Consider the following 15,513-nt stretch of genomic DNA (forward strand, 5'->3'; position numbering starts at 1 on the left):
TTGACCTTATTATAGACCACTTTATGCAAAAATCAAGCCCTCCGTGCTTCTAGAAGGCCATTTTTACCCCTCTCCTTCCCTCCGCCCTTTTTCCGCTTCGCAAATCGATTTTTGCTTAAAAAACGGGGGGATTTGCGAAAAATCGGGCTGCTGCCCTACCGCCTGGGGGTCACGGTCCGCTAACGGTGGGCAGCCCGGCTGCTACCCACGCCCGTATCCCGCCCTGCAGGCTGGTCACCTGGGAAAAACCCGCACGGCGTAGGATATCCCGCCCTTCCTGGCTGCGGTTACCGGAGCGGCAGACCACCACCACGGCGCGGTCACGAGGCAGTTCGTCCACCCGCGCCGCCAGTTGCCCCAGCGGGATCAACAGCGCGCCGGGGATGTGCACTTCGGCCCATTCCTCCGGCTCGCGCACATCCAGCACCAGCGCACCCTGATCGCGTAAAGCGGCGGCCTGGCGCACATCTACCTCTAGCGGCAGGGCGCTGGTCGTGCGGGGGCTCAACCAAGTTGGGATGAGCAGCGCGCCTAGCCCCAGCAGGACTACCCCCACCAGCCAGAGCCAGACGGGCAGGGTGGTGCGCTGTTTACGAATCGAGGCCGATGCGGTACTTCGCTTGGTCATGATTACCTTCCAAGATCTCAAAAATGGGTCATCTGCTTTTTAGATGACCCAACCGCCCAAAAGTTACACCCTGCCGGGTTACCGGCGGGGTGGACGCAATAGGTTCCCCCCATTCACCGCGTTTTCCCCACGTGGCCCGCTACAATGGGCTAATCCCCCTCGTCAGTTTCGTCGTCGCTCTCCTCGGCTTCATACTCACCCACCCCCTCGCCAGCGGCTCCAAAAGTGCGCTCCAGCCCCTGGATCAGGGCCTCCTTTTCTGCTGCGCTCAGCCGTGCCTGGGGGTGCAAGGGCAGGTAAAGTGCCGGCGGCATTGTGCCGTTGCGGATCACCTCGGCAACGTCCTCGGTCTCCTGTTCACGCAGCCCCCACTCCGAAACATTGAGTTTCTGCCGTCCTTCCTGCACATCGCGCACCACCAGCGCCGAAACCAGCGGCAGCCGGCTGTACCATGGCCAAACCGTCGCGTTGCTATGGCAATCCCCACACGCGCGGAAGAACAACGTGCGCGTCTGCGGGCGATCCCAGGTTGGCTCGGCCACCACCGGCGGATTGGCTGGCACCCCACAGCCCACCAGCACAAGTAGCACGGCCACCCCCATCCCCACACGTATCCACGTCCTGCCTCGGCGCATTCTGCTGCCTCTAAGAAAAAGATTCGTTAGCACATTATAGCCCATTTCGGTCAGGGCAAGGGCTTTGCTTCTTTTCGGGATGGGGCGGCTGACCCATTTCCTTGCCAGACCTTTCTCACCTTTGGATATACCCTCTCAACCGATTTTGAAAATCCGCGGCATCTGTGCCAGCAGGGGAAAATTCCCCGTGGCCAAAAAATGGCGTTCCATCATTGCTTTCTCCCACGTCAGTTCGCCGCGCAGGATGGCCTTCCACACCTCACAGTCCACTCGCAGGGTGAGTTTAGGGAAAAGGGCTTCACCAGGATGGAAAGTGCACGCAGTTTTAGTCAAACGCAGGTAGCAGGCGCCGCTTTCTGTTCCGCTGAAAAAGAACTGAATCTCCCCTTCCTGCCCTCGCGCCGCGTCAGGATCAAAACGCCGTGCCAGCATGGCCACTGAGTCGAAGCAGGTGGGGGTCTGGTGTTCACTCATGATAGGTCTCCCCTTCCTCGCCAAAATTGCTCCTGATCAAACTCACCAGCGCGTCCAAGGCCGCCTCACGTTGCTCCCCCCGTGTTTCAATGATGATGCGCTCCCCCGGCTTTATGCCCAAACCCAACACACTGAGAATACTCTTGGCGTTCACATATCGCTCCGGTTGATCGGCCCGTGCCACCTGAATATCACATGGGTATTGCGAGGCCGTCTTAACAAAGAGTGCGGCCGGGCGGGCGTGCAACCCAGCCGGATGGTGGATGACCACCTCTTGGCGCCTCCAAGAATTGGCCCCGGCACTCTCCACGGCGTCCGGACCTGGCGAAGCAGTGGGTTCAAACAGAGCACCCAAAACCGCTAGAACCTCACGCGGCGTCGAGGCGTGCAGAATGCGCTCAATATGTTCCACCTGCTGACACAAATCAATCAATTTTTGCAGAGTCTTGACCTGATACTCCGGGCGGGTCACTGAGAGCATGAACACCACCCGCACATCCAGTTGCTGCGTTGGATCTCCCATGAATCCAAATTTGACTGGCCGGCGGAGCACCCCCACCGCGATGGCGGGGCGCAAACAGTGGCTCACATCTGTGTGTGGAAAACTTACCGGGATGGGGGTGGGCAGTGCCGTAGGAAAATGGCGCTCTCGAGCCATGACCGCCTGAGGATACGTGGGTTTGACATAACCGCGGGATAAGAGATGAGTTGCCATTCTTTGGATGACCTCCTCAGAATGACAAGCCTCGAGATCAAGCAAGATTAGGTCTTCGGAGAGTTCAATCGCCATCAGGTTGTTGTCCATCGCCGGTTTCCCCCTTGGGTCTTAGCGGATGAGCCGGGCCATCAGGGCGCAATAGGCGCTCACATCTATGCGCTCTAACGCATCATACCCAGATTCCAAATCCCGTGCAAAAACAAACACCCCATGGCGCGGCGCCAGCACTGCGGCGGCCTGTTTACGCACCCGCTCCAACTGTTCTGCCATCGCCGCCCCAATGGCATCTGCCAGTTCCTGCGAATGAGCCGGCGCGTCCTCCACCAGACCAATCTCTCCAAATTTGTCGGTTGCGTAGAGCATGGAAGGAATGGGCTGGTTCAGACTGCAGAACACCAGCGCATTGCGCGCATGACCGTGAACCACCGCCGTACCGACGGGATAAAACGCATTTAACAATTTCAAATGCACCCGCACCTCACGTGAAACGTCCCCTTCGCCTTCCAGGCGGTTGCCGGCTAGGTCGAGCACCAGTATCTGCTCAGGGCGCAGGTGCCACAGGTACTTGCTGCCTGCGTAGCGGGGTGTCATCAGAATGACCTCATCCACACGCAGACTGATATTGCCCCCTGCCGAATCAGTCAGGTGACGCGCGTACATTAACGCGCCGATCTCGGCAATGCGTTGACGCAACTCAAAATAGGCTTCTCCCATGATAAAGCGCCTTTCTTCGCCTAAAGTTCGATGTGACTCAACTGCACGTGGGGAAGCAATGCTTCCACATCCGTAGGCTGGATGAAGCCTGCTCCCAACACCTGGGTGTTTGCAGCCCCACAAGCCACCCCCCAGCGCACCATCTCCGGCAAGCGCAGTCCGCTCATCAACGCATAGGTCATCCCCGCCAGCAGTGAATCGCCACACCCCATGACATTGATCACGTTTTTCATCTTCAGCGCACCCTGCCAGAGGACCTTGCCATCGGTCACCATTACCCCCTCTTCTCCCTGGGTGACCGCCACCAAGGCAACGCCCAGACGATGCACCTGTAAAAGGCCCGCCATCAATTGCGTGGGGGTCTCCAAACGTTCGCCCAGCCACTCTTCCAATTCTTCCCGGTTGACCTTGACCATAAATGGTTGAGCCTGGATGCCTTCGCGCAGCGCCGGGCCCGAACTATCCAACACACACACAACCCCGCGCTGCTTGGCCGCACCGATTAACTCGGCCATCAAGTGAGCCAGTGCAGGATGCTGGGCCGAACCGCAAAAGAGGGCAATTTGAAACCCCCCGATAATGCGCAAAAACTGCGCCTTAAGATTCAGCAGCTCTTTTGGACTTACCATCTGTCCTGGCTCATACAGGGTGTACCCCTGGCCAGTGGCGCTCTCCACAATTAGGGTTGAAATTCGCGTTGGCTGGCGACAACTCACAAAGTGAGTCGGGATGCCTTCACGCTTGAAAGCCCGGCGGGCAATCTGCCCCGTCAAGCCCCCTTGAAATCCAAATGCCAACACCGGCGCCCCCAGGCGGTGCAGGGCCCGCGCCACGTTGTTTCCTTTGCCGCCTCCATATTCTCGCACAACCTGCACGCGGTTGACCCCCTCGGGGCGTAATTGCGAGGTGGTTAAAATCCGATCCAACGCCGGGTGAAGAGTGACCGTGATGACCATAAGCAACTCCACATTGAGAGGGGGCTCCCGGTAGATCCCTGCGCTGCTACCGGGAGCCCCAACGGGTTAATCCGCCGCCGCAGGCTTGGCCGCTTTTGGTGCCGCTTCGGGATACGGTAACGGATTGCCCGAAATGCCACCGCTCTGTTGGGCCGCCGCATTCTCACGGCGCTTCATCGCCGGGAAGTAGTACCAGACACAGAAAGCCAGGATGACCAGCGCGATAAGCCCGGCCAGCACATGCCCATTGAGCATATCCAGAACGCTGAAGACCAGCAAGCGCATCCCGGCTGCATTGGTTTCCAGCCATGTGACCATACCGTAACCTTCAGGGACTTGAATCGCCCCCGTCGCCACGGCTAGATTGGTCAGGTAAGGCGCAAAATACGTCGCTGCCCCCAGATACACAGGGATGCCGATAATCGAGAGCAGGAGCGACTTCACCAGATCGCCTTGGGTGAGCACAGTGACGGTAGCAACCAGCGAGACGGCAATGATGCTACCAAAGGGTAACGTGTTGTTGAAAGGCAGGATGATGGCGAAGAGCAAGATCAGCGGTGCAATCAGAATGCCCGTCACCCACAGCGAGTCAATCCCCGCCAGTACCGGCCAGTCCAAACCGATGTAGAAACTGCGCCCGGGGAAACGCTTCTGCATGAACTCCTGGGCACCCTCAGCCACCGGCGCCAGTGCGCGCGCAAACAAACCCGCCAGCAAGGGGAAGAGGGTCACAATGGCTGCACACTGGATGATCAATGTGGCAATACCCTTGAAGTCGTAGCCCGCCAAGACCCCAAAGATCAGGCCCAGAATGGCCCCAATGACGTAATTCTCCCCGAAGACCCCGATGCGGCGGCGCAGATCGGCCGGGCTGGTTTTGATCTTATCCAGACCCGGGATTTTCTCAATCAAGTCGAGCACAGGCGCCATCCACATGATATCCAGCAACATGTTGTGAGAAACAGCAATGCCCGGGATGCGGGTCAGGTTGTAAACCTGCTCGCGGGTGTGATCGGCGCTAATAAGTTCCAGCACCACCCAAATCCCTGCGACCAGGAAACCCAGAGGCAAGGCCAGCCCGGGGAGACTTTGCCCGACCAATGCGGAGACAAACGCGCCCAGCGTCGCCTTGTGCCATACGTTCCACATATCCACATTAAGGCATTTGGTCCACCCTAGCGCCAACATGACGATGTTGATCGTAATCTGCAGCGGGAACATGAGGAAGGCATACGGCCAAGCCCACGAAATCACCGAAGCCACCGTCCACCCCAGATCGTACGCCTCAAACCTCAGGCCGGGAATGCGCTGCACCATGGCCTGCCCCGCTTTGCCGAGGATGGGGAACGCAAAATCAAACAAGACAAAGATGCCGGTAAACGCCACGCCCAGCATCAGACCAGCCCCGATGGCCTTGCCAACGCGCATACCCAAGACCAAGCACAGCAAGAACATGATCACCGGAAGCGCCACATTGGGGCCGTAATCCAGAAAACTACGAATTGCCTCTAACGCGGCTTGCATTTTTTCCTCTCTCCTTTCCTTTTTCTTTGACAGGAAACGTGTAGGGGACTTAAAGGATAGATTTGTGGGGGATGGGCGAATCCAGGGCTGTCACAAGCAATAGCAAACCTCACCTCCTTTCTTGAGGGGTGTCCGTCCGGGCTTAATTGCGTAGAGTGAGCGGGGATGAATTTACAACTTGAGAATATCTTTGACCTGTTTAATCACATCTGAAGTGCCAACTCCGGTAAGCAAAGGAATACCGTTAATAGAAGGGATGGGCAACTCTTTATCACGGATGGCATAGGGAGTGATGGAGACAAGCAGGTCGGCTACTTTGGCCTCCGCCTCCAGGCTTTTGATATCTACAGCGCGCACCTCCACATTGTGATACCCTTGCTCACGCAGCAAATTGCGCAGTTTTTCCGCGGCCACATTAGAGGTGGCTACCCCGGAACCACACGCCACAATAATACGCTTCACCGGCATACCTCACGCTCCTTTTGTGCAGTCGAGATGCGACGAGAGTGGTTGTTCTCAAGATGATTTTTGATGCGTTGAATATCCTCCTCTCCTAACAAAGGATTTACCGTGATTACCGGCCAGCGCCCTGCCGGTATTTTTACGGTTGAAATGACTAAATCCACGTGCAGAGCGTCTAAGCGTGATAACTGGCGCAGCGATACCGTAGCCACGATTTCGATCTCGGGGAGCGCATTTTGCAAACGATAAACCAGCAACCGCGCCATGACCCCCCCGGTCGGACAAGCCACAACCACGCGGAAACGCGGCTTCTGCGTCTGCTCGGCCAATTGCACGGCTAGCGCCAGATACATGACCAAGTAAGCCACCTCTTCTTCAGGAATGGATAGGCCAAACTGAGACCTGACCTGTTGAACGACCTCCAGCGAGGGTTGCCAAAGGTGGGCATAGGCTTGCCGCACCTCCTGGGTAAGCGGGTTGTATAAAGGCAGCCCTGCCTGAAGGCGAGCCAAAGCACGCGTCAGATGCACCGCCATTTGACTGAGAATATCCGGCTGGCACAAGTCATACCCCAAGTGTTCCCCCACTTTCTTCAACATCTGCTCGGCCACCACCAGGCTGAGATCGGTTCCCGAGGTGACTTTCACCGGCGTTGCCAGCGTCAACTGTCCTTGGCAGGCTTTGATTTCTATCAACAGTTGAACCACTTCGTCGCGGGGAACGGAAACCCCATAGGTAGCCGCAAAGACCTTGACCAGCGCCTCCAGTTGATGCATCTCCTGCGTTGAGAGGAAGGTCTCCACGACGCGTTCCAATGGGCTGACCACCCGGCCGCTGTGCATGCGTTGAAGCGCCAGGGCCCAATAGAGCGTTAGGAACAGCAAGTCATCATCGGTCAACGTTAGCCCTAATTCACGCTCCACCCGCATAATAAAACGACGTACTGAATATAGATTCCAAGGCTTGACTTCTTCCAGTAATACCTGCTGCAGCGCAGGATACGTGGTCTCCCCAACCTTGCCGTGCATACTGAGGTCTGTTAAGGCTGCATCTAGGCCAGCATGCAGCAAAATCTCAATCAGCAAGTGGCGCTGGATCACCTCTGGACCCAAGACCCGCGGCCCTTGCTGGCGTGAGCGCCTGAGCAACACCCCCTTTTCGTTTAAGCGCGATTCCACCTCCCGCAGATCGCGTAGCAAGGTTGCACGCGAAACGCTCAGCCGCAAACGCAATGCCTCGAAGGTCAGGTTTTGTCGGGCCGCTAAAAGCAAAAAGAGAAGATAAACAACGCGCTCCTCACTGCGTAATACGGGCAGGGAATGCTCTTGTTGTAACTTGGTGCGCAAACGCTGGCGGATTTCGGCCGGAGCATTCAACAGCAATCCCTGGCGTGGCTTGACGATCAGTTCAATTCCATAATGGTTCAGCCAGGCTTGTAACAGCGGCAAGCGATAGCGGAGCGTGCGGGCGGAGACCCCCAGACGCTCTCCCAAACGCCGCGCCGAAAGGGGCCGCTCGGCATCCAGCAATGCCAACAAGGTGGAAACTTGCAGGGCATCCAGCCGGGTCATGGTAGTTTTATTATGACATCCTTAAAAACGAATTGCAATAAGGTTTGCAACCATCTGGATCACAATCAAATATGACAAAATGAGACAATAATGTATTTTTGCCTTATTTAACCCGTAGCGTACTTGTCAGACAAAAACTGAAATTTTCGTCCTTGGGTTTTTAATGTAAATTTAAATTTTATGTATATAATATAAATTGCCACAGGCCGAGGTGCCCCCCTCACCCCGGCCTGTGGCGCTTTAACGGCCCACTTGAAGCCCCGCTTAGGCAGTTCAACAGGTTTTCCTTGGTTGTGCGCGGATCATTCCCCCGCCGCTCGCGAGGGTGCCCCATTGCACTGCATCCTTCACGTTGGGGTGTGGCACGGAGCGGAAAGCGCCCCCGTATCCCCAACCGGGCTGGCGGATGGCCGGCCCCTTTTCTTGACTGCGTGCCAAACGGCAGTCGGCGACCCTTGCCCGGGCCGGCCGACCCCTTGGCGTGGCTCTAGGGTGGCCAGCGAGGTTTTGACACCCCCATGATAGGGTTGAGAGGGCACAGCGCCTATCCTTTGCGTTATGGGGCCGTAGGTGGTAAGGAATCAGCCGCAGGTTGGGGCGGGGTGGGTTTTTCCTGCACCTGCCCGGCGTGGACACTCAGCCGGTGCGCATCTCTGAGCCAACGGCACGGCTCCGTTGCCCTAGATGCCCTCCTCATCGCTTGCGTGCTGGTGATTAGGGAATGCTTCCCCTTACCCCCAAAGCAGGTCTCCCCGTCAAACTTAAGGGTGGCAAACCCTCAGTTTCATCATCTTCCCCCGCGCTGGCCACTGTGCCATTCCGGTGCCCAATCCAACCGCTTGTTCCCCTACCCAGAGGTGCCGGTTTGGGGCCTTTTTCCGCCCTTTATACACTTTCTCCCTTAAAACCCTTTTTATCCCCAGAGAAGACTCATTAAGATCGTCGTAGTCGTAGGGGTTGGGGATATGTGGATAACTGCACGCCTTCCCCCATCTGTGGCGCAGGATGGGACGGGGCGCGCCACCCCTGCCGTTCCAAAGGCCTTTTTTATCCCCAGCCCGCTGGGGATGAAAGGGGCATAACTGGTGGGCTTTTCCACCCTTGCCAAGGGGCCGCCGATTGCGTAGAGTCGTTGGCGCAAGCATGTGGCGCAGGTCGGAAATTACCCCCCATATATGGGGGATAAAGTGGGTGCGGCGCGGTGGGGGTATTTTTCCACAAGGGGGTGTTTTTCCACACTTATCCCCACTTATCCACAGTTTTTCTCCAGTTATCCACAGCAAAGGGGGAGAAGAGGCGCGTCTGGCCACCCCCCAGGGATGGCGGCTGGTGAGCGACCGGCCCATTAAAGGCGCAACGGCCACCCAACCCGAGGTGGCCGCCGTGTGGCGTGGGGGGGTCAAAGGCGGGCGCCGTGCTGAGCCGCCCACTGATCCAACGTTTCTTCGACCGTATCCAGGTAGGCATCCAGCGCGGCCAGTTGCTGGGGCAGGTGGCTCAGGCCCAGACCGAGCGCCTCACCCGCCGCGTGCCAGTCGGCATAACAGGGGGAGGTAGCGCCCAGGTGCACCAGCGCGCGCGTCCAGGTGCGCCACTGGATCCACCAAGCGGCCAGGGGTTGTTCGGTGGCCAGGGCTTCGACCGGGCGCTGGTAGTAGGCGCGGCGGGCAGCGCTCAAGCGGGGCGGGGCATCTGCACAGGTGGCCACGGCTTCCAGCGCTTCCAGCCAGGCGCTCTTCCAGGTCTGCAGGCCCTCGCGGGCGGCGGCTTCCCCACCGATCAGGTCGGTCAGGCCGGCGGCCAGGCCGGGGCGGGCCACTGCCTGGGCGCGGGCGGGGAAGTTCAGGACAAAGCGCCGTTCGGTCAGAGGGGCGCCGCTGAGGCAGGCGATGGCGTTGGCGGCCTGGGTAGCGGCTTCCAGCAGGCCCCAGGCGGCATCCAGCGGGGCGGGGGGAGTCTCGTTCAGGTCGCGCCACCGTGCCCGTGCGGCCTGCGCCAGGCGCTGTGCACGCTGGTAAACGTTCTCGGGCAGGGTGAACTGGGCAGTGCCGCTGGCCTGGGTGAATTCAAGCCAGTGCTGCCGATCGTACAACACCAGTGGGTTGCCCCATAGGGCCGAGCCCAGCCAGGGATCGTGGCGCAGGCGGCGTGCCGGCTGAAATGCCGCCAGGCCCAAGTGGGCTACATCCAGGGTGATCTCATCGCTCAGGCGCTGCACCTCGCGCGGGGCCAGCGGCTCGGCATCGTGGATGATGACCAGGTCAATATCGCCGCTGCCGCCCAGCAGGGGCTCTTCATCCAGCAGGGAGCCGATGAGGAAGATGCAGACGATATCGCGCTGACGGCGGGCGGTGCGTTCCGCCGTCTCGCGGGCCAAGTTGAGCAACATCTCACGGGTAATGCGCATAGGTCATCTGTCAGTCGGGGGTAGGGTGCGAAAGGACGGTTTCTAAGGGCAGTTCAGGCTGGTAGGGCGGCAGGCGCAAGGCACGGCGGATGGCGGCTTCGATGCTATCCAAATCGGCCTCGGACTGCACGAAATCCAGGTTGGCGCTTTCGATGACCAGCACCGGCGGCCCCTGGCGCGGGGGCAGGAACTGCGCATCATAAGCGCGGTTGAGCGCCTCAATGTAGTCGCGGTCCATGTTGCGCTCATAGGGGCGGTCGCGCAGGGCAATGCGCCGCATCAGGGTCTCGGTATCGGCGCGCAGGTAAACGATTAGATCGGGGGGGAGCATCTTCTCGGCTAGGGCCTCGTAGAGGCGCAGGTACACCTCCCACTCATCCCCGCTCAGGTTGAGGCGGGCAAAGAGCGGATCTTTCTCGAAGGTGTAATCGCTGATCAGGGGCTGGCCCGTGTTCAACCACGCGGTGGCCTGGCGGAACTGATGGTAGCGGCTGAGCAGAAAGAAAACCTGGGTCTGGAAGGCGTAGCGGGCACGGTCGGCGTAGAAGCGGGCCAGGAAGGGATTCTCCTCGAAGGCTTCCAGCAGCAGGTTGGCGTTGAAACGCGGCTGAAGCAGGCGCGCCAGGGTGGTTTTGCCGACGCCGATGACTCCTTCAATGGCAATAAACATGGGCTCCTCGTGAGGATCAGGATGGCAGCCGTATGGGGTTAATATACCATAACTTGAGCGGGGGAAAGGACGGCGGAGGCGCCGGGGATTTTGATAGCCGATTGCAAGGCATGGAGCACGCGGGTGAATCTATAATACCATGAGCATTTCAAGCGCGCCCTGATTCCTGGAAACGAGGTAGCCCGTGCGCTGTACTGAGTTTTCTTCACGCTGTTCAAGCCGGATAGAGGAGCGCGATCGCTGGCTTGGGGTGCTGGGGTTGGCGCTGCTGGTCCTGGTGGGATATGCCATTTATACCCTGCAGCAGGTCCAGGCACGAGGGGTGTTCGAGTACGTGGGGATTGACTTTCGCCTGTTCTACGCCAGCGGGCAGATCGCGCGCGAGCATGGTCTGAGGGGGGTGTACGATCCAGGCCTTCAGGCGATGTATCAGAAACCCCTTTATGAGCATTTTGCGCGCTTTGTGGAAGGAGTCTCCCTTCCTTTCTGGGCGCTGCCCCTCCCTTACTTGCCCCTCTTTGTGGCGCCGTTCATGCTTTTGCCGCTGCTTCCCCCGCTGCCGGCTTTTCTGCTCTGGGTGGGTGTCACAGCGGGGGGCACCCTGGCGTATCTCTACGTGTGGGTCAGGCGCTTGTCGTTCGACTGGGCGGCGTCGGTCGCGGCTGTGGCGCTTTTTTTGAGCAGTGCCAATTTTCTCAACCTGCTTTTTGGGCAGGTCAACCTGCTGTTGCTGATTGCCGTGGGGGAGGCGCTTTTTAACCTGCAGCGGGGGCGTGCTGGGCGTGCCGGAGGATGGTTGGCTTTGGGGTGGATTAAGCCGCAGATGATTTTGCTGCTGGCCTTGGCAGTGGCCGTGGTGCGTCGCAACCGCCGTTTTGGGGCCGGTTTTCTCGCCGGGTCGCTCGGGGTCGCTGCGGCGTCGTATGCCCTGGGGGGATGGGAAAGCCTGAGGGAGGTGCTCGTGAGTGTACAACGCTGGCCTGCGCTTTTGCGACACAGTGGAATGACCTGGCTGAGTGCCGTGGATCACTTCGTGGCGCGTGGTCTGCCCTTGGGGCTGGCGCTGGGTATTGGTATTCTGATCGTGGGGGTGGTGCTGTGGGCTTGGTGGGAGATACTGCGCGCTGCAGGCCACCGGGAGGAAGCGGCAACTTGGGCGGAGATCTTTCTCATCACCTTGGCTACCCAGGCCATTGCGATGCCGCATGGTAATGTGCATATGGCGCTGGCGTTAGGCATCCCCTGGATGGTTGTCCTGCATCAGCATTCGCACGAGGGCGTCTGGTGGGCGCTTGGGGTGGCCTGGACGCTGTGGAGTGGCGTGATTTTGGTGCTCTATGGGCTGTGCTCGGCGGGTTACGCCCATGATGTGCTGGGGATGCTGATGTTGCTCATCCATGTGGCGCTGCTGGCGTTCTTCTACCGCACTTGGCGGATACAAACGGTGTTACAAGCCCCAGGATCATGAACGCGGGACTGCCCTTTGCGCTTAACATTGCTCTGGGGGTGGGGTTGCTGGCCCTGCTGGGGCTGAGCGGCCTGGGGGTGGGGCTGCGCCTGATGCGGCGCTTGCAGGGTGAAACCCTGCCCACGCTAGATCAAGCGCTGATTGGCGTGGCGCTGGGGTTGGGAGTGGCGGCCTACGGGGTCGTCATCTTGGGGCTGGTGGGAGGGCTGACCCGCACCGCCATCCTGGCGTGGCTGGGGGTGCTGGCGCTGTTGGGCGTGCCGGTGGGGGGACACTTTGTGAGGCAGGCGCTGCCGGGCTGGTGCCGCGCCTGGGCTGAAGAGTGGGCGAGGCTTGCTCAGCACCGCTTGCGTTGGGTGCCGGTGCTACTGGGGGTGAGCGGGCTGCTGGCTTTCCTGACTGCGCTGACCCCGCCCTGGGATTATGATGGGTTGATGTATCACCTCGAGGGCCCGCGGCAGTTCCTGGCGGCGGGGCGGTTGATTCTGCTGCCGGAGGTGTGGCAGGCCAATGGGCCTTCCAACGGTGAGATGCTCTTTCTCTTTGGTCTGAGCCTGGGCAGTGATATCTTCCCCAAACTGGTGCATGGGTTGTTCGGAGCGCTGTGGGTGGGGGTGGGCTTGCGCCTGGGGCGGCTGTGGGGCGGGCCGCGCACCGGATGGCTGGCTGCGGCGGTGTTGGGCAGCCTGCCTTACCTGCCGCTGCTGGCCGGGTGGGCGTACATTGACCTGATCTGGTTCACTTGGGAGGGGCTGGCGTTTTACGTGCTTGGGCGCTGGGGGCAGAGCACAGCGCGCCCGCCCTCCTGGGTGGTTCTGAGCGGGCTGTTGCTGGGGTTGGCGCTGGGGACCAAGTACACCGCCCTGGCGGCATTGCCTGTGGCAGGGGTCTTGCTGCTGGCGCTGGCCTGGCGCGAAGGCTGGCGCGCGGGGGTGGGGCTGGGGCTGCGCCTGGTTCTGCCAGCGCTGGGGCTGGCGGCGCCGTGGTACCTAAAGAACCTGGCCCTGGGGGGCAATCCTTTCTACCCACTTTTCTGGGGCGGGGTGGGCTACCCACGCGCGCGCTGGGAGCTTCTGGCCACCTACCTGTATGATTTTGGCCTCGAACGGACGCCGCTCAATCTGCTGCGCTTGCCGCTGGCCCTCTACCTGCAACGCGAACGTTTTGTCACATTCATGGGCACGGCTGACGTGCCCCCTCTGCTCCTGCCGCTGGTGCTGCTGGCGCCCCTAAAGCGGCGGTGGGGGCGGCGCGAGGCGCTGTGGCTGGGGGTCGTCCTGCTGCGCGGCCTGGCCTGGGCCGTGGGGACGCAGCAAACCCGCTTCCTTTACCCCGTTTTCCTTGGGTTAAGCCCGCTGGCGGCGGAGGGGCTGGAGGTGCTGCTGGACGGCCGAAGGCGGCGCCTGGGCTGGGCGGTAGGGCTGGGCCTGGTGGCCGGCTGCTTGACGGCAACGCTGGCGATCCAGGGCACCACCTTGGGGCGGTTGTTGCAGCCCACGCGGTTGTGGCTGGGGCAGGAAAGCCCGACCGAATGGCTGGTGCGTCCCTGGCCGGATTTTGCACTGCAGGCGGCGCTACCGGCGGATGCCAAGGTGCTGCTGCTTTGGGAGGGGCGGGGGTATTATTGCGCGCCGCGCTGCCTGGCCGATGCCGATCACACCCGCGGGGTGCGCCTGGCCGAGGCGGCGGGTGGCGATGTGATGGCGCTGGCGCGGGCCCTGGCTGCGCAGGGGGTGACGCACCTGCTGCTGGATCGCGAAAGTGCCTTGTTTAGCCTGTATCATGACCCGAGTGGGCACCAGCGGCAGGCGTTGGATTTTTGGGAGCAGGTGTTCCTGCCGCGCTGTGCCGAGATGGTGCAGGCAGGGGAGTGGGCGCGGCTCTACCGCCTCACCTGTCTGGGGGAGTGAGCAGGGGCGGGGCATTTTTGCGCGACCGCGTGGGGCGGGGGCAAAAAACGAGCCTGCCCATGCCGGCAGGCTCTTATCATTTTGTGGGGGCGGCGTTCCCCCATAAGTGCGCGGGGGTGTGACTCACCGGGGACTCGAACCCCGAACCCGCTGATTAAGAGTCAGCTGCTCTACCAATTGAGCTAGTGAGCCGCGGTGCATTTCTAATTATACCGATTCTAGGCAGTGTGTCAATCCACCCGACGCGGCGCCGGCGGGGGCGCGAAAGCGGGGTCTGCCGCGAGAAGTGATCCCAAAACAGGCAGCTAGCCGGGCCATTCGCGGCAATCCACCCGGTAGGCGTCTAATTCCCAGTGTTTGTGCAGGGCGTTAAAGCCCATCTGCAGGGCTTGAGGGCAGAAGTCCGCGGGCATGCGTTCATATTCGATGACAAAAACAGGTTTTCCGGCCTGCACAAAAGGCAACAGCCGGTCACATTCCCCCCAAGAAAAGCACTCTTCGTTGATGATCCAATCGAAGTAGGGGAGCAACGCCGGGATTTGATCAAGGTCGTTCTTCAGCCCCACCCGCAAGCCCCTGCGATGGGCCGCTTGTGCCACAGCGATGTTAAAGCGTAGCTGATCCTCGGCGGTTAGCGGAAAGCCGGTGGCGTGGGTGTAAGCGTCAACATTATCAGGGTCCACTCCATCGCAGCCCTTGGCCACCGCCAAGTCAAGCCGGGCCTCAAGAATAGGGAGGAGTACCTCTATTTGTCGAATATCGAGCCACTTCTCGCCGGGCCATCCTTCCATATCCTGGCCCAACACCTCAGGCGGGAAGCGGGAAGCATCGGGGCGCCAGTCTTCATAAGAGCCGGCGCTGAAATAGCACATGACGAAGATGCCGCGCTCCCGTAGGGCGGCAATCGTAGCCGGAGGGGTATCAAACAGATCGAGGTTAAACACGTCAACTGCCAAGTGCGTGGTAAGGTCTCCTGTGTATTGGATCTGCCAGCGGGCGTGTTGGGGCAATCGGAGAGGGGTCGCGGTGAGGGGTAGGGTTGGTGGTGGGGGGGTGGAAGGTGGTCCGGAACAGGCTGCCGCAACGATGGATAAGAACCAGAGTACCACGAGCAAGCGAAACCTTGGGTGCATCGTGCCCACCGTGCCTTTTGAACGGTAACGGATGATTTCGCCGCGTCTTAATGCCCTGACGGGCATTGGATGATTCAGACGCCAGAGCCCCGAGTGGGCCTATCGGTATGCGCTCGAGGTGGAGTCTTAATGCCCTGACGGGCATTGGATGATTCAGACGGAATCGTGACTCCATTAACTTCCAGGGGAAGACGGCTTCCCTGTCTTAATGCCCTGACGGGCATTGGATGATTCAGACCGTCC

Annotated in this window: 14 protein-coding genes and 1 tRNA gene; 2 read left to right on the forward strand and 13 right to left on the reverse strand. The window is 60.1% G+C overall.

The window, feature by feature from the left end:
• Window positions 1–169 precede the first annotated feature (169 nt).
• The 11 genes from Q0721_RS09850 to Q0721_RS09900 all read right to left on the reverse strand — a co-directional run bounded on the left by Q0721_RS09850 (window position 170) and on the right by Q0721_RS09900 (window position 10,759).
• The gene (locus Q0721_RS09850) at window positions 170–628 is read right to left on the reverse strand and encodes a rhodanese-like domain-containing protein (protein WP_299029051.1); all 459 of its coding nucleotides are present in this window, start codon (window positions 626–628) and stop codon (window positions 170–172) included.
• Between the two features lie 149 nt (window positions 629–777).
• On the reverse strand, window positions 778–1,263 hold the full coding sequence (locus tag Q0721_RS09855; protein ID WP_299029054.1) for a heme-binding domain-containing protein: 486 nt from the start codon (window positions 1,261–1,263) through the stop codon (window positions 778–780).
• Window positions 1,264–1,398: 135 nt separating this feature from the next.
• On the reverse strand, window positions 1,399–1,737 hold the full coding sequence (locus Q0721_RS09860; RefSeq protein ID WP_299029057.1) for a hypothetical protein: 339 nt from the start codon (window positions 1,735–1,737) through the stop codon (window positions 1,399–1,401).
• Window positions 1,730–2,542, reverse strand: a complete 813-nt coding sequence (locus tag Q0721_RS09865; RefSeq protein WP_299029059.1) for an HPr family phosphocarrier protein — start codon at window positions 2,540–2,542, stop codon at window positions 1,730–1,732. Before Q0721_RS09865 ends, Q0721_RS09860 begins: the two co-directional genes overlap by 8 nt.
• Window positions 2,543–2,563: 21 nt before the next feature.
• The gene (locus Q0721_RS09870) at window positions 2,564–3,169 is read right to left on the reverse strand and encodes a class II aldolase/adducin family protein (RefSeq protein ID WP_299029062.1); all 606 of its coding nucleotides are present in this window, start codon (window positions 3,167–3,169) and stop codon (window positions 2,564–2,566) included.
• A gap of 20 nt (window positions 3,170–3,189) precedes the next feature.
• The gene (locus Q0721_RS09875; RefSeq protein ID WP_299029067.1) at window positions 3,190–4,125 is read right to left on the reverse strand and encodes a 1-phosphofructokinase family hexose kinase; all 936 of its coding nucleotides are present in this window, start codon (window positions 4,123–4,125) and stop codon (window positions 3,190–3,192) included.
• 66 nt (window positions 4,126–4,191) lie between these two features.
• Entirely contained in the window at window positions 4,192–5,649 is a 1,458-nt protein-coding gene (locus tag Q0721_RS09880) for a PTS transporter subunit IIC (protein ID WP_299029070.1), read from the reverse strand.
• A gap of 171 nt (window positions 5,650–5,820) precedes the next feature.
• Complete coding sequence (locus Q0721_RS09885) at window positions 5,821–6,117, reverse strand: PTS sugar transporter subunit IIB (RefSeq protein WP_299029073.1); 297 nt, start codon at window positions 6,115–6,117, stop codon at window positions 5,821–5,823.
• Window positions 6,108–7,682, reverse strand: coding sequence for a transcription antiterminator (locus tag Q0721_RS09890; RefSeq protein WP_299029075.1), 1,575 nt, complete (start codon window positions 7,680–7,682; stop codon window positions 6,108–6,110). The genes Q0721_RS09885 and Q0721_RS09890 overlap by 10 nt, the downstream gene beginning before the upstream one ends.
• 1,399 nt (window positions 7,683–9,081) lie before the next feature.
• On the reverse strand, window positions 9,082–10,089 hold the full coding sequence (locus Q0721_RS09895; protein WP_299029077.1) for a hypothetical protein: 1,008 nt from the start codon (window positions 10,087–10,089) through the stop codon (window positions 9,082–9,084).
• A gap of 10 nt (window positions 10,090–10,099) precedes the next feature.
• Window positions 10,100–10,759: a deoxynucleoside kinase gene (locus Q0721_RS09900; RefSeq protein WP_299029080.1), complete on the reverse strand. Its 660-nt coding sequence runs from the start codon at window positions 10,757–10,759 to the stop codon at window positions 10,100–10,102.
• A 184-nt stretch (window positions 10,760–10,943) separates the two neighbouring features.
• Here Q0721_RS09900 and Q0721_RS09905 point away from each other — a divergent pair, with 184 nt between their 5' ends.
• Window positions 10,944–12,227 (forward strand): glycosyltransferase family 87 protein, encoded by a 1,284-nt coding sequence (locus Q0721_RS09905; RefSeq protein WP_299029083.1) that lies wholly within the window; start codon window positions 10,944–10,946, stop codon window positions 12,225–12,227.
• Entirely contained in the window at window positions 12,224–14,137 is a 1,914-nt protein-coding gene (locus tag Q0721_RS09910; RefSeq protein ID WP_299029086.1) for a hypothetical protein, read from the forward strand. Before Q0721_RS09905 ends, Q0721_RS09910 begins: the two co-directional genes overlap by 4 nt.
• A gap of 119 nt (window positions 14,138–14,256) precedes the next feature.
• On the opposite strand, the gene Q0721_RS09915 is transcribed toward Q0721_RS09910, so the two are convergent.
• Window positions 14,257–14,329 (reverse strand) — tRNA-Lys (locus Q0721_RS09915).
• Between the two features lie 113 nt (window positions 14,330–14,442).
• Complete coding sequence (locus Q0721_RS09920) at window positions 14,443–15,270, reverse strand: endo alpha-1,4 polygalactosaminidase (protein ID WP_299029089.1); 828 nt, start codon at window positions 15,268–15,270, stop codon at window positions 14,443–14,445.
• Window positions 15,271–15,513 lie beyond the last annotated feature (243 nt).

Source organism: uncultured Thermanaerothrix sp., assembly GCF_938028735.1.
In the GTDB taxonomy this organism is placed as follows: Bacteria; Chloroflexota; Anaerolineae; order Anaerolineales; family Anaerolineaceae; genus Thermanaerothrix.

What these genes read in the sequence shown, in the direction of transcription:
- Q0721_RS09900 (WP_299029080.1), bottom strand. Translation starts at nt 10,759, where the DNA reads ATGTTTATTGCCATTGAAGGAGTCATCGGCGTCGGCAAAACCACCCTG.
- Q0721_RS09860 (WP_299029057.1), bottom strand. Translation starts at nt 1,737, where the DNA reads ATGAGTGAACACCAGACCCCCACCTGCTTCGACTCAGTGGCCATGCTG.
- Q0721_RS09855 (WP_299029054.1), bottom strand. Translation starts at nt 1,263, where the DNA reads ATGCGCCGAGGCAGGACGTGGATACGTGTGGGGATGGGGGTGGCCGTG.
- Q0721_RS09910 (WP_299029086.1), top strand. Translation starts at nt 12,224, where the DNA reads ATGAACGCGGGACTGCCCTTTGCGCTTAACATTGCTCTGGGGGTGGGG.
- Q0721_RS09850 (WP_299029051.1), bottom strand. Translation starts at nt 628, where the DNA reads ATGACCAAGCGAAGTACCGCATCGGCCTCGATTCGTAAACAGCGCACC.
- Q0721_RS09895 (WP_299029077.1), bottom strand. Translation starts at nt 10,089, where the DNA reads ATGCGCATTACCCGTGAGATGTTGCTCAACTTGGCCCGCGAGACGGCG.
- Q0721_RS09880 (WP_299029070.1), bottom strand. Translation starts at nt 5,649, where the DNA reads ATGCAAGCCGCGTTAGAGGCAATTCGTAGTTTTCTGGATTACGGCCCC.
- Q0721_RS09865 (WP_299029059.1), bottom strand. Translation starts at nt 2,542, where the DNA reads ATGGACAACAACCTGATGGCGATTGAACTCTCCGAAGACCTAATCTTG.
- Q0721_RS09885 (WP_299029073.1), bottom strand. Translation starts at nt 6,117, where the DNA reads ATGCCGGTGAAGCGTATTATTGTGGCGTGTGGTTCCGGGGTAGCCACC.
- Q0721_RS09875 (WP_299029067.1), bottom strand. Translation starts at nt 4,125, where the DNA reads ATGGTCATCACGGTCACTCTTCACCCGGCGTTGGATCGGATTTTAACC.
- Q0721_RS09920 (WP_299029089.1), bottom strand. Translation starts at nt 15,270, where the DNA reads ATGCACCCAAGGTTTCGCTTGCTCGTGGTACTCTGGTTCTTATCCATC.
- Q0721_RS09890 (WP_299029075.1), bottom strand. Translation starts at nt 7,682, where the DNA reads ATGACCCGGCTGGATGCCCTGCAAGTTTCCACCTTGTTGGCATTGCTG.
- Q0721_RS09870 (WP_299029062.1), bottom strand. Translation starts at nt 3,169, where the DNA reads ATGGGAGAAGCCTATTTTGAGTTGCGTCAACGCATTGCCGAGATCGGC.